We start from the raw sequence: 13,922 nt of genomic DNA on the forward strand, positions 1-13,922 counted from the left end.
GTTATTATTGAGTCAGGTAAGCTCTAGTAAAGTCAATAGCTCCACTGAAATCAAGTGCGATTCCTTTTACGTTAGGCTTGGTCAAAGAAACGTTAGTGTAGTAATAGATCGGAGCTACAACTACATCATCTTGAATCAGAAGTTTTTCTGCTTTTGCAAATTCTTCCATACGTTTCGCTTGATCAGTTTCACTACGTGTAGCTTTGATCAGTGCATCATATTCTGGGTTGGCATAACCGGAATCGTTATTTCCGTTGCCTGTTGTCCACATATCCAGGAAGTTGATTGGATCGTTATAGTCAGCAGACCATCCAGCACGTGCAACTTGATAGTTCAGTTGCTTACGGTTTTCAAGGAATACGCCCCACTCTTGGTTTTGTGTCTTCACATCAACACCAAGGTTACGTTTCCACATGTCAGCTACAGCCAAAGCGATTTTTTGGTGCGCTTCACTGGAGTTGTACAGCAATGTGATTTCTGGAAGAGTAGTGTAGCCTTCTTCCTTCATACCTTCTTCAAGCAATTTCTTAGCTTCTTCTACGTTCTCAGTGAAGTAGCCGCTGTCTGCATGCTCTTTACGGAACTCATCGGATGCACCCTTGATACCTGGAGGTACGAATCCAAATGCAGGCAATTGTCCACCTTGAGTTACATTGTCAACGATAGGCTGTCTTTCGATTGCCATCGCGAATGCTTTACGGATCTTAACATTGTCAAACGGTTTTTCAGTTACGTTGAACATATAATAGTAGGTACTTGCGATACCCGTGATTTTGAACTCGTTAGGAAGCTCTTGCTTCACGCCTGGAATTTGATCCGTAGGGATCTCACCGTTAGGATGTCCAGTGTAGTCAAGCTGACCACTTCTGTAGGAAGCAAGTTCAGTAGCACCACTGTTAACAAGAGACATAGAAATTTTGCTCAGCTTGATGTCATCTTTGTTCCAGTAGTTTTCGTTTTTAGTAACTTCGATCTTTTGGCCTTTAGTCCACTCAGTCAGAGTGAAAGGTCCATTTACAATCATGCTATCTTTGTTAACTGCCCATTGCTCGTTACCCTCAACGGATTTGTGAACTGGGTAGTATGTGTAGAAAGCAGTCAGACCCAAGAAGTAAGGAGTTGGATTTTCCAAAGTTACTTCGAGTGTGTGCTCATCGATTGCTTTAACACCCACATCTGCGAAATCAGTAACGCCTTGTTTCAGGTTGTACGATTCAGCATTCTTGAGGTAGTACAACTGATAAGCATAAGGAGGAGCAGGAGCTGTACTTGGATCAAGCACACGCTGCCAAGCAAATACGAAATCATTAGCAGTTACAGGATCACCATTGCTCCATTTAGCATCTTGACGAAGCTTGAACGTGTAAGTCAGACCATCAGGGGAAATTTCCCAAGACTCAGCTGTACCTGGTTGTTCTTTACCGTCTGCACCGATTCTTACCAGACCTTCATACATCGTCTTCAGCACTGTGTTTGTTTGGCTATCTTGTGCTTGAGCCGGGTCAAAAGTTGGTGGTTCTGCACTCAGGTTAATGCGCAATACCTGGTCAGCTGCAGCTACCGGTTCAGATGGAGATGTGTTGCCTTCAGGACTTTGTGCACTGTTCCCGTTGTTGGACGAGCAAGCTGCAAGCAGCGAACCCAGAGCCAGGATCAGTGTCAAAAGGACTAACGTACTTTTCCTTTTCATCTAGCTTTTCCCCCTAAGTGAATGTGGTATATGTTTATAGATTATACAACCACCGGTCAAAAAAATCTACATTTGATCCCTTAATTTCGAGGATTTTTTCAAAAAAATGCGACTTTTTTATGTAATCCGGCACATCTTATGTCATTTATGTTCACATCATATTGAATATGTATCTAAAAAGTCCAATAATAGTAAATAGAGCGTAACATATGCTTGTTCCAATAAATGTTATTCTCCACACGGCTCTGAATAATCTTGTCCAATTCACCTCACCTTTAAGGCGGTTCTGAGCACCGCCAATGAATCCCATCATAATTATTAGCAGCAGCAGGATTAAGTAAAAGCCAAATGATGAATTGAAAATATTATTGAATAGTGCCGCTACAGATACGACCAGGAAGACAGTGGTGATGTCAAACGCAGTAAGTAGTGCTTGTTTTTTATCTTTTTTGAGGGTATACACTGTGAAATACACGATCAGAAAAGGAAAAAAAGGAAGCAAACTCAATACAATGAAGGTATTGTGCAAGAAGTCCATTGGCGTCACCTCTCTTCGATTTGTATTCCCGCTATCAGCTCAAGGAGCATACGATGCGAAGGTGCTGCTATTCCAGCCTTGGCTGCAAGATGTACAAGCCCGCCGTTAATGGCCATAATCTCTGTCTGCCGTTCATGAAGTACATCAGCCAGCATAGAGGATTGATTCGCTGCTGTAGCACGGCATACACTGAGCAGTTCCTCCCACCAATTTGAGCTAGTTGCAATTCCATTTGCTTGATAGATAATAATTGCTTCATTATATAGCTCTTTCATAAGCCTGATTCGTCGTTCAGATTGCAGGAGCTCACCATTCGTAATTCTCCAAATAGCTGTAAGTGGGTTAATGATGGAGTTGAACAATAGCTTGCGGTAGATGGCTGTATCGATTTCATTCGACATGTGCGAGGAAAATCCTGCCTCATTGAATAAGGCGATTAGTGCTTGATCTAATTCATCTACCTGGTCAGCATGCTGTAGCAAGCTTGAAGCCTCTTCAGCTTCGCCCCTAGCTACATCATTTCCAATCTCTGTCTCCCCCGAACCTGCGTGGACTACTGTAGTTGCATCTAATCTTTTGGCCCCTTCCGTAGTCACGGCTGGTCGAACTCTAGCCCAGGGAAGTAAGCTTGCAATTTTCTCGATATGTCCAACACCATTTTGAAAGCATATAATATGTAGATTATTAACAGCCTTATTCATGCTCGCAGCTATATTTTCTACTGCTCCTTGCTTGGTAGCCAGCAAAACAACTATTGGAGTTGGGCTGACCTGACCATGCGCATTGCCATGAGTCCTGTTCCAGTCTTGCATAGGACGGACTATCATTCTATCTCCAGCATAACAGTTCTGCCTTCCATCCTGCTCAATTACAGTAACACCCTTTGTTTCTAGTGCATGAGCCTGCTCCAAGGTGCGCACCCACAAGGTAACTTCATTCCCTGCACCTACTAGTCTACCCGTGAGTAGTAGTCCCAATGCACCACCACCGATAATTTGAATCTGCATTGGATTCCTCCATGTCTATAATAAATTTAACGAATGATACGCCCCAAACCCAGTCTCAATGGCATATGCTATTCGTGTATTTAGCACAATCGTGTTCCTGAGTGGATGACATGTTATTCTTCTTACTATACAACATAATCGTAGTCCAGGGAAAAAGGTCTACACTCAAATCACTTCAGATTGACCACACTAACAATGTATACTATAGCGTAATATAAGAAGATACACACACGCTTCAGCTATTTTTCAGCTAAAAAAGAGCCATCTGCTCGCATAGTATATGCAAGCCGACAGCTCTATCTTACCTTAAATTCCTATACTCACTACTCGATTCGCTCCAGATTGCCATTAGCATCCATTTTGAAGCGAGATTTCAGCTCTTCCTCTTCTTCACTGAGAAATGCAAGCTTACGAGCACGATCCATGATCTGGATTAACGCTTTGTAATCATCGTTAACGACTCTATAATCCGTCTGCACTTCGCTGACCTCTTTGGATAAACGGTCATTTACCCGGCGCAGTTCGCCTAACTCTTCTTCCTTATCCCGTAGCTCCTTCTCAAGCACCTTCACTTGTCGCACCGATTCCTGATAGTTTCCTTTCCACTGACGCAAAAATCGCAGAACTGCATCCATAGAAAGCGTGTCTTCATTCATCGAATCCAGCTTGTACTTGCTATCCTCCACCAATCCGTCATAGGAGGCTATCTGGGATACAACTACAGAGCTCTGCTTTCTGAGATAGCTTCTTTTCTGGCGCTGTGCCTTAGCATTACTGATAGCTTCCTCATATCTCTTGCGAACACAGCTGTTCCAGCGGAAGCCGCAGGCTGCAGATGTTCTGGCAATCCTCTGCCCTACTTCCTCAAAAGCGGCCAACTGTGTCCCGCCTTCGCGAATATGGCGCAGAGTGACTTCAGCCAAAATAAGATCGTCCTCTGCACTCCATGCATCTTGTCTAACTGCTGTCATGCCAATGCCCTCCTAACAACATCATAAATAACCATCTTCATGAACCGGTACCGTCCCGGTATGTGAATGAGGTATAAAAGCTGCTCATTTCATTCCTATGCCTCTCGTAGAGTTCATAGAATCTATTTGATACTAAAATGTATTTCCAAAATGAGCATGCGCCATACGTTCATTTTCAATTTTGGTCCTTTCATGCGAAAAGTTCATGGTTTCAAGCGCACGACTTATGTTTTACAATGGATGAAGGCTATATTCTGGGCTACATTCATATACATACATACAAGCCATCATTTAAAGGAGAAGAGCATTGACTACTACTTATTATGTGAAGGGAATCAGACTGGTAGCTATGGCATTACTGGTCTATGTTCTTTGGGGCACACCCGTAGACGCTGCTCCTACGAGTGAGGAGACGAGGCGAATTCTGGAGGACAGTCTCTCGATCGTTGAAATGGATCACGAGATCGAGCGGATTAGCAGTGAACAGGAGCAATTAATCCAGCAGCAATCCCGGCTCAGTGTGCAACTAGCATCTCAACAGGAGCAAATTCAGTTACAGCAGGAGCGCGCCTCTCAAGTGGTGCGTGCTTATTATATGGGTGATCGGGATCAGTTGCTTCAGGCTCTTCTTGAAGCTGAGAACCTACACCAGCTACTAACGTTATACGATTATTACGATCTGATCATGAGTCGTGATCAAGAGGTGCTAGCGGCCTACCAATCCGATTATCAAGCTTTGCGCCGGACAGAACAGAATACCGCTAGGACCGTTGCAGAATTAGTAAATGTAAAAAGTAGACTACTGGAACAACGAGAACGACTATCCAGACTCAAGGATCAGGTGTCTGCTCAGATCGCGAATAGCTCAGATCCTGAAAATATCAGGCTGTTAGCCGAGGAAATGACAGCTTATTGGGAAAATATCGGGCTCTATGAGGTTAAGCGTCACTTTCGGGCTCTTGCCAGTGCCATGCAGGACCTTCCAGCATTTATCCAAAGTCAGCCTGGCGCCATTTCCACCAACGGCAGAACATATCATATAACCTTGCAGGAGCAAGCCTTTAACCAGTTTCTCAAATCCAAAAGCAGCTTGTTCCGGCAATTTGGCTTCACATTCGGTCAGGATCAAATCACGGTACAGGGGAAAAGCGGCTCCATGAACCTGCTGATCGCTGGCTACTATTCAGTAGAAAATAACACACAGAATGCAATAGTTTTTCATGTTGAACGCTTGGTCTTTAACGGATTGGAGTTACCGGAGTCAACTCGAAGGGCGCTTGGCGAGGAATTCGATCTCGGATTTTATCCGCAGCAACTAATCTCTTATGTTAAAGCAACCGATGTTCGGATTATACCCGGAACTATGGAGGTCACCCTCGAGCTTAGCTTGTAGGTTGTTCATTAAGCTTTTTGAGTTCTGATCCGTAAATCTTCATTTAAATTCGGAAAAAGCTATAAGGAAAAACCTTCAACGACCTGTCTCGGTCATTGAAGGTTTTTTCATATCCATAATGATTATTATAATAGATCTGCCGCCAGTTGAGCCAGCTTGGAGCGCTCACCTTTCTCAAGGGTAATATGCCCGCTGATCTCCTCCTGTCTGAATCGTTCCACTACATAGGTCAATCCGTTGCTCGACGCATCCAGATAAGGATGGTCAATCTGCTCAGGATCTCCCATCAGAATGATTTTACTGCCCTCTCCCACACGAGAGACGATCGTCTTGATTTCATGTCGGGACAGATTTTGTGCTTCATCTATAATAATGAATTGTCCTGGAATCGAACGACCGCGAATGTAGGTAAGAGCCTCGACTTGGATGCTGCCAAGTCCCATGAGAATTTTATCAATATCTCCTGCCTTCTTAACGTCAAAGAGATATTCCAGATTGTCATAGATCGGCTGCATCCATGGCCGAAGCTTCTCCTCTTTCTCCCCTGGCAGGTAGCCGATATCCTTCCCCATTGGCACGACGGGCCTAGCAATCAGGAGCTTCTTGTACTTATGCTCATCCTCGACCTTCAACAGACCCGCTGCGAGGGCGAGCAAGGTTTTTCCCGTACCGGCTTTTCCCGTAATCGTAACCAAAGGTATATCGTCGTTGAGCAGCAGCTCCAGCGCCATTCTCTGTTGAACATTGCGGGCTGCAATTCCCCACACTGGCTCATTACTCAGATAGAGTGGCTCAAGCTTGCTTCCCTCCTTGTTCACCCGTAATAGAGCCGATTTGCCTGTGCCCATTTCATCCTTCAAAATGACAAATTCGTTAGGATACAGCTTGAAGGACAACTGCAATGGTGCAATGGCCAATTGCCGGAATGAATAGAATTCATCAATGATTGAAGGATGCACCTGAATGGTGAGGCAGCCAGAGTAAAGCTCTTCAGGACCTGCCGTCCGATCCGATAGAAAATCCTCCGTCATGAGCCCAAGTACATCAGCCTTGATGCGAACAAGTACATCTTTGCTCACAAGCACTACGGTTTTCGGCTCAGCCTGTTCCTTCTCTTCCATCTGATAATTCAAAGCAACGGCCAGAATTCGATTGTCGTTGGACAGTTCTCCGAACATTTCTTGTACCTTCAAAAAGCTGCGGTGATTGAGCTCCACCTTCAACCTGCCTCCATGTGGAAGCGGTACGCCGCTATGCAAATGACCGCTCTCCCTTAGAGCATCAAGGAGACGGGATACGTATCTGGCATTGCGTCCAATCTCGTCAGCATTGCGCTTTTTCGAGTCAATTTCTTCTAAGACCACTGCGGGAATGATGACTTCATGTTCTTGGAATGCAAATATAGCTTTAGGATCATGAAGCAGGACATTGGTGTCGATCACAAATATTTTCTTCATAGCTATCCCCTCCAAAGCGGCATCTGTTCCAGGACGCACATGCTGATCATGCACGGACAATCATGCGCTCCATACATATTAATATTCCCGGCGGACACAATAATTGCAGGTTCCCGTTAAAATTGCCTCACCTCCTTTTCAGAACAGGGAGGAACATACGAATCAGATACAAGTAAAGGAGGAGTCTTTGTGAAAGTCTATGCATGTATCATGCTGCTCAGTCTAGTACTGACTGCCTGTGGTGTATCCAGACAAGAGCAAAATATTAGAGAGCACAGTGTGCCAAATGGCCCTGCAGCTCACCCCGTAGAAGATGTGGCCCGCCTGCCACAGGAGGCCAATGCTACTGAGCAGGCTGATCATCTAGCCAAAATAGCTCGCAGAGTCAACGGGGTGGCGAATGCGAACTGTGTAGTTCTTGGCAATACGGCCATCGTCGGCATTGATGTGGACGGAAAGCTGGAGCGTGCCGATGTAGGCACCATCAAGTATTCCGTAGCCGAAGCCATTCATAAGGACCCGGATGGTCTCAACTCCCTTGTCACGGCTGACGCCGATATTACCCAGCGCTTATCAGAAATGGCTGCAGATATCCGGGCGGGACATCCCATTCAGGGATTTGGCCTGGAGCTGGCTGATATTATGGGACGCTTAATTCCGCAAATGTCTACAGATACTCAAATATCCGAGAACGAGCCACAGATGAATAAAAACGAAAAAGCCCAGTGATCACTCACTAGGCTTTTTTCATGGCAGAAAGAACCTGGGCATCCAGCTTCCGGGCTGCACGCTCATCTTGAACTCTTGTATATTGAGGCGGCGAAGCCAGCTCCATGCCATAAAACAAGGCATTGCGAACGGCCTCAATCGTAATATCAAAGCAACAAATTTTAAAAGGTACATCCTTCAACGGGTCCTGCACAACACTGGCACGCCCGTTAATGGCATAGATTGTCCCTTCACCGAACACAGTCACTGTGACCAGCGGAGACTTGTGCATGTTGTGAACAAGACGCGAATGATGATCCACAGCAATACGTAATGTGGCAGGGTTCACCGCATAAATCCAGGAGAGTACCGTGGAAGTGGGTCCTCCACTATCCGCATCAATCGTATTGATGATGACGAAAGCCTCTTCCTGCAGTTGATTCCACAGCGTATCTGGCAAATGGGTGACCATCTCGGACATCTACGTCCCTCCCTCAGCACCACTACTCTTACTTATTAAGAAGTATATCACAGAATCATAGTATCATTCAAAGGCTAGAGTTGTCATGTATTGCTACCAGCATCTCCACTATCATCGGTTCCATCGACATCCTTCTTGATGTGCGTTCCATCGTATTCCGCCTTGAGGGCTTGCTTGGCTTCCTCCAGCTTCTCTTCGTCAATGTATACATACGGACTTCGCCAAGTACCAGCTACTGGATTGTATGTGACATTATCCTTTGATATATTCCAATAGGTAGAGACAAGGTTCTTCATTTGCGCTGTCTCAATGTCCATCGTCAGGTTTTTGTCTACAGCTTCAATGACATTCCCGAACTTCGTAAGTCCATTAAAGCTCTGCATCTGATCAATCAAAGCACGAAGCACCTGGTTCTGACGCTGGTTGCGTTCAAAATCATCAGAAGCTGCGGTACGCGGTCTGCAATTGGATTTGCGATATCTTACAAAATCGAGCGCTTTATCACCATTCAAATGCTGCTCTCCGGCCTTCAGATTGATGTCAGTACCATCTGCTGTATCACGATAGCACATGTTCTTGTCCACCGTAACGCTGACGCCTCCCAGCTCATCTACCACATCACGGAAGCCCTGGAAGTTCAGAACGGTCACATAATCAATTTTCAGCCCCATATACTCGCTGATCATCTTCTTCATTTCTTCCTCAGCACTCACACCTGACTCTTTTTCCCGTGATTTGAAGACCGGATAGTATTCATTCAGCTTGCGTGATCTGTACCCATCTAGCTCGAGTTTTGTATCACGTGGCAAAGATACCAGCGTCGCTGATTTTGTCTTCGGATTCAATGTAGCTACCATAATCACGTCCGTAAGGTAGGTCTGATGCTTCGGACGATAGTCCGTCCCGAGCAGCAATACCGTCAGAGGCTTAGCCTCTGCTAATTCCGTCTGTGGAACGGGCTTATTGATTCCTGTATCCAAAACGGCCTCGACCTTGTTCATGATATAGTATGCGTATAGACCTCCGGAAATCAATCCAATGATCATAAGGAAAAGAACAAATTTCATGAAGGAGCGAAAGAAGCTCTTTTTCTTTTTTTTGCTTGCTTTGGCTCGTTTTCCAGCTCGTTGACGTGGAGGCAGATTATTCTGGGAGTTGCTCATGATTCAACACCTTTTCGCTTAAATAATGAGGACACAAGATCTAGCGATATCATATGAATAAACAAACGTCTATCTATCTATTCTCACAGGAGACAGACGGTAGTTAGAAATTAATAATACAATTTTTAATCTCCAAAAAAACGCGAAACGGCGAAGCCCCGGAAGGGACTCGCCGCCGCGGCTGACCAGCATTTGGAACAGATGCTCTCTCTGGCCAAATTGCCGATCTGTGCTATTATGAATTCGCTTGTGCCATTTTACGTTGCTTCTCGGCACGCTCACGCTCACTCTTGTTGAGAATTTTCTTACGCAGACGGATGGATTGTGGAGTAATCTCACAATATTCGTCATCATTCAGATATTCAAGTGCCTGCTCCAGTGAGAAGATACGTGGTGTTTTCAACTTAACCGTATCATCCTTGGTAGCGGATCTCACGTTCGTCAGCTGCTTTTCTTTGCAGATATTCACAACAATGTCGTTATCACGAGTATGCTCACCAACAATCATACCTTCATAGATCTCAGTACCTGGCTCAAGGAACAGAATACCGCGGTCCTCTACTCCCAGCATACCGTAGAATGTGGAGGTCCCATTCTCAGTGGAGACTAGTACGCCTTGATGACGCCCGCCCACTTGACCGCCAACCAGTGGTCCATAGCTGTCGAATGCATGGTTCATTACACCGTAGCCACGGGTCAAAGTCAGGAAGTTCGTGCTGTAACCAATCAGGCCGCGAGCCGGAATCAGGAACTCCAGACGTACCTGGCCGCTACCATTATTGATCATGTTCACCATCTCCGCCTTACGCATACCCAGGCTTTCCATGACAGATCCCATGCTTTCTTCCGGAATATCAATCAAGAGGCGCTCGATCGGCTCCATCTTCTTGCCATCGATTTCCTTAATGATAACTTCAGGCTTGGACACTTGCAGTTCATAGCCTTCACGACGCATATTCTCAATAAGAATACCCAAGTGAAGCTCACCACGTCCGGATACGATAAAGGCATCTGGGCTATCCGTCTCGTCAACACGCAAGCTGACATCAGTCTCCAGCTCTTTCAGCAGACGATCACGCAGCTTACGGGAAGTAACCCATTTACCTTCGCGTCCAGCAAATGGACTGTTGTTCACCAGGAATGTCATCTGCAGCGTAGGCTCATCAATTTTGAGTACAGGCAGTGCCTCTGGTTGATTCGGATCAGCAATCGTCTCACCGATATTGATATCCTTAATTCCAGCAATCGCTACGATATCTCCAGCGCCAGCTTCTTCAGTCTCGATACGCTTCAATCCCTGGAAGCCGAACAGCTTCTCGATCCGTGCGGATTTCTTGCTACCGTCACGCATCATGACTGCAACCGGTTGTCCCTGACGGATAACGCCACGGTTCACACGACCAATGGCAATACGGCCAAGGTATTCATTATAATCCATCAGAGTAACGAGGAATTGCAGAGGCTCATCAACCTTCTCTGTTGGAGCCGGGATATGATCTACGATCATCTCATAGAGAGCCTGCATGTTCTCATCCTGCTTCTCAGGGTCCGTACTGGATGTCCCGTTCAATGCGGAAGCATAGACGACAGGGAATTCCAATTGATCATCATTGGCACCGAGCTCGATGAACAGATCCAGTACTTCATCAATCACCTCTGCCGGACGAGCGGCAGGACGGTCAATTTTGTTCACAACTACGATTGGTGTCAGATTCTGCTCAAGCGCTTTGCGCAATACGAACTTCGTCTGTGGCATACAGCCTTCATAAGCATCAACTACGAGTAGTACGCCGTCAACCATCTTCATAATCCGTTCCACTTCGCCACCAAAGTCGGCGTGTCCCGGGGTGTCAACAATGTTAATCAGATAATCTTTATACGTAATGGCTGTGTTCTTCGCCAAAATTGTAATTCCGCGCTCCCGTTCGAGATCATTGGAATCCATGGCTCTTTCCTGTACCGCTTCGTGCTCGCGAAATGTTCCGGATTGTTGAAGCAGCTTGTCGACGAGCGTCGTTTTTCCGTGATCGACGTGGGCAATGATCGCAATGTTGCGAAGATTCTCTCTTGCATGCATGGTTTGTTCATTATCCTTTCCTATGTCAAATAATGGTCTATATATCTCTATATGCTGCGGATTTTGCACGACTGTGCAGACCCGGAACCATTCACTCACAAAACAAGCGCCGGGGAAACACTCCGACGCTGCACAATATCCCTTATATTATAGTTGAATTTAAGGATAAATCAAGAGTTTTCAATTACCAGCCCTCGTTTACCAGATCCGTTTGCCCCCTCGGCGAAGGATAAGCCACAGACCACCCGCGATCAGTAACACCGCCAAAATGTAGCTGATGCTCGTCTGCAGCAGCGTAAAAATCAAGAAAATGATGGACAGAACCCCGCTCCATATGCCAAGAGCAAAGGCCAGACGAGGACGTTGAACCTCAGAGACAGCATACTCCAGCAGCCCGACCGCAACACCAAGCAACAAAAACGGCCATAGGTATGTCATCAGACCCCAGCCCCAGGTGTTGCAGAGAAAGAACAAAACCCCGTAGACGGTCAGAATCCCGGCTGGTATGAGTGTGTAAGCAGGCAGAAGTCGGGACATGTAGAGAATGTGCAGCACGATTCCTGGAGCCAGAATGAGCAAAGGCCAAAATGCCTGTCCAAGAAATGCGAACACCCCCAGCTTGCCAAGCAAAATAATAAGCCCTGCAGCGACGATGGCTATACCGATCAAGCGTTCTTTTCCGGAATTCATATATTCACCTTCTTTTGTGAGATTCACTGGGAAATGGATAGCGACAAAGCGCTCCCTAACTGTGTTGTTATGATTAGTTTAGCTGATGTTCTCCGAAAAAACTACTTCATCCGGCTTTTTTCTTCATAGCCATTTTCTGCGGTTTCATGTTAACGTGTTATCCCCTGCCAGGGCTCCGGTTCGACGTACGATCTGCTCATGAATAATTTCACTCAGAATCATTAGACTATTATGAGGTCATGCCTGTTCTTTTACGGTATTGGTAATATATACCTACAAATACTAGCAGGCATGCCAGCACCAACGGTAAAAGTGGATGGGACGCGTAGGCTAGCTGCGAGAGCCAGTAGCCCAACTTGGGATCCTGAAGTATCATCTCGCCGGATGTATAGGCAAGGATGGCTGAGCCGGCCATGACGAGCGCTGGATAGCGATGTAGCAGATCCGCAATCAGGGTACTGCCCCATACAACAATTGGGATACTGAGGGCAATCCCAATAACTATTATGGAGAGGTCTCCACGGGCAACCGCAGCAATAGCCAGCACATTATCAAGGCTCATCACAAAGTCAGCTGCTAGAATAATCTGAATTGCTTTTCCGATGGTCGCCGCCTCACGCACCTGTTCGGCATCGCCATCATCAAACAGCAGCTTGAACGAGATCCAGAGCAATAGTAGCCCGCCTGCAGCCTGAATATAAGGGATTCCTAGCAGCAGCACGGCTGCAAAGGTAAGTATACAGCGTAGCAGCACGGCCCCCATGGATCCCCACCAGATGGCCTGTCGACGCTGCCCGGCTGGCAGGTTCTTACTTGCCATCGCAATGACGACGGCATTATCACCGCTAAGTACTAGATTGATCATGAGTATTTTGGCAAGTAGCAGTATATGCTCCATTGTATAATCCCTCCCATCCTAGCTCTATGCGGAAGGGGGCCAAGCTATGCTTGACTGGGTACACGTAGAGGACTATAATTGGTCCATTTAGTAGGCATTAAATAGGGTTACAGAGTTTAAAAAAGTAGGTCAAGGAGTGAATGAAGTGGAGCTATCCTGGCTACAGTTTTTAGCTATGCTACTAAACGTCGTATTTATTGATCTGTTACTAGCTGGAGATAACGCTATCGTAATCGGGCTCGCTGCTCGCAAGCTTCCTGCAGATAGCCAGAAGAAAGCGATTATTTACGGAACCACAGGCGCTGTACTTATTCGAATTCTAGCCACCATCGTGGTGCTATGGCTTTTGCAAATTCCGTGGTTGCTGCTCGTGGGTGGAGCCATGCTAATCTGGATCGCTACCAAGCTGTTGCATGATCAGGAGGAGCATGCGGATATACAGGCAGGTACCACACTGTGGCAAGCCGTTCGTACGATTGTTGTGGCTGACGCCGCAATGGGACTGGACAACGTCATTGCTGTTGCTGGAGCGGCGCAGCAGCATTTAATTCTTGTAGTGCTTGGTCTCATGATTAGCGTTCCCATCGTCGTATGGGGCAGTACCCTCTTTATCAGACTGATCGAGAAATTCTCTTGGATTATCTATCTAGGAGCTACCGTACTTGGATATACTGCAGCGCATATGATTACACAGGAGCAAGGACTCGCCTTTATGTTCGTAGGTCACCCGGTATGGCAGAACCTGTTCATCATACTAATCGTCGTTGGTATTCTCGTTACGGGCTACTTGCGCAATCGTAGACTTCGATTACGACAGCACAACAGCTCCTTTTCTTGAGCAGACTAGAG

At 46.2% G+C, this 13,922-nt stretch carries 13 protein-coding genes; 3 read left to right on the top strand and 10 right to left on the bottom strand.

Features of this window, described 5'->3' with window-relative positions; all coding sequences use genetic code 11:
* Positions 1-4: 4 nt before the first annotated feature.
* The 4 genes from MKX74_RS18035 to MKX74_RS18050 form a co-directional block, all read right to left on the bottom strand.
* Positions 5-1,690 (bottom strand): peptide ABC transporter substrate-binding protein, encoded by a 1,686-nt coding sequence (locus MKX74_RS18035; protein WP_028588773.1) that lies wholly within the window; start codon positions 1,688-1,690, stop codon positions 5-7.
* 151 nt (positions 1,691-1,841) lie between these two features.
* Entirely contained in the window at positions 1,842-2,228 is a 387-nt protein-coding gene (locus MKX74_RS18040) for a DUF3397 domain-containing protein (RefSeq protein WP_341180605.1), read from the bottom strand.
* Positions 2,229-2,233: 5 nt separating this feature from the next.
* Entirely contained in the window at positions 2,234-3,235 is a 1,002-nt protein-coding gene (locus MKX74_RS18045; RefSeq protein WP_341179327.1) for a ketopantoate reductase family protein, read from the bottom strand.
* Positions 3,236-3,558: 323 nt separating this feature from the next.
* Complete coding sequence (locus MKX74_RS18050; RefSeq protein ID WP_341179328.1) at positions 3,559-4,206, bottom strand: RsfA family transcriptional regulator; 648 nt, start codon at positions 4,204-4,206, stop codon at positions 3,559-3,561.
* A gap of 307 nt (positions 4,207-4,513) precedes the next feature.
* Here MKX74_RS18050 and MKX74_RS18055 point away from each other — a divergent pair, with 307 nt between their 5' ends.
* Positions 4,514-5,599 carry a hypothetical protein gene (locus MKX74_RS18055; RefSeq protein ID WP_341179329.1) on the top strand — a complete coding sequence of 362 codons (1,086 nt, stop codon included), beginning with the start codon at positions 4,514-4,516 and terminating at the stop codon, positions 5,597-5,599.
* 125 nt (positions 5,600-5,724) lie between these two features.
* On the opposite strand, the gene MKX74_RS18060 is transcribed toward MKX74_RS18055, so the two are convergent.
* Complete coding sequence (locus MKX74_RS18060) at positions 5,725-7,056, bottom strand: PhoH family protein (RefSeq protein WP_025677079.1); 1,332 nt, start codon at positions 7,054-7,056, stop codon at positions 5,725-5,727.
* A gap of 189 nt (positions 7,057-7,245) precedes the next feature.
* Between MKX74_RS18060 and MKX74_RS18065 the strand changes: the two genes are divergently transcribed.
* Positions 7,246-7,785, top strand: coding sequence for a YhcN/YlaJ family sporulation lipoprotein (locus MKX74_RS18065; protein WP_341179330.1), 540 nt, complete (start codon positions 7,246-7,248; stop codon positions 7,783-7,785).
* A 7-nt stretch (positions 7,786-7,792) separates the two neighbouring features.
* Here MKX74_RS18065 and MKX74_RS18070 read toward each other — a convergent pair whose 3' ends face one another.
* The 5 genes from MKX74_RS18070 to MKX74_RS18090 all read right to left on the bottom strand — a co-directional run bounded on the left by MKX74_RS18070 (position 7,793) and on the right by MKX74_RS18090 (position 13,073).
* On the bottom strand, positions 7,793-8,245 hold the full coding sequence (locus MKX74_RS18070; RefSeq protein ID WP_341179331.1) for a pyridoxamine 5'-phosphate oxidase family protein: 453 nt from the start codon (positions 8,243-8,245) through the stop codon (positions 7,793-7,795).
* Positions 8,246-8,328: 83 nt separating this feature from the next.
* Positions 8,329-9,408, bottom strand: a complete 1,080-nt coding sequence (locus tag MKX74_RS18075) for an LCP family protein (protein ID WP_341179332.1) — start codon at positions 9,406-9,408, stop codon at positions 8,329-8,331.
* A gap of 235 nt (positions 9,409-9,643) precedes the next feature.
* Positions 9,644-11,485, bottom strand: a complete 1,842-nt coding sequence (gene typA / locus MKX74_RS18080; protein ID WP_018886758.1) for a translational GTPase TypA — start codon at positions 11,483-11,485, stop codon at positions 9,644-9,646.
* Positions 11,486-11,683: 198 nt separating this feature from the next.
* Positions 11,684-12,175 carry a hypothetical protein gene (locus MKX74_RS18085; protein ID WP_018886757.1) on the bottom strand — a complete coding sequence of 164 codons (492 nt, stop codon included), beginning with the start codon at positions 12,173-12,175 and terminating at the stop codon, positions 11,684-11,686.
* Between the two features lie 229 nt (positions 12,176-12,404).
* Positions 12,405-13,073: a TerC family protein gene (locus tag MKX74_RS18090; RefSeq protein ID WP_341179333.1), complete on the bottom strand. Its 669-nt coding sequence runs from the start codon at positions 13,071-13,073 to the stop codon at positions 12,405-12,407.
* A 175-nt stretch (positions 13,074-13,248) separates the two neighbouring features.
* On the opposite strand from MKX74_RS18090, the gene MKX74_RS18095 reads away from it, so the two are divergent.
* Entirely contained in the window at positions 13,249-13,911 is a 663-nt protein-coding gene (locus MKX74_RS18095) for a TerC family protein (RefSeq protein ID WP_445667325.1), read from the top strand.
* Positions 13,912-13,922: the final 11 nt, after the last annotated feature.

Origin of the sequence: Paenibacillus sp. FSL K6-1230, assembly GCF_038002385.1 — a bacterium.
Classification (GTDB): Bacteria; Bacillota; Bacilli; order Paenibacillales; family Paenibacillaceae; genus Paenibacillus; species Paenibacillus massiliensis.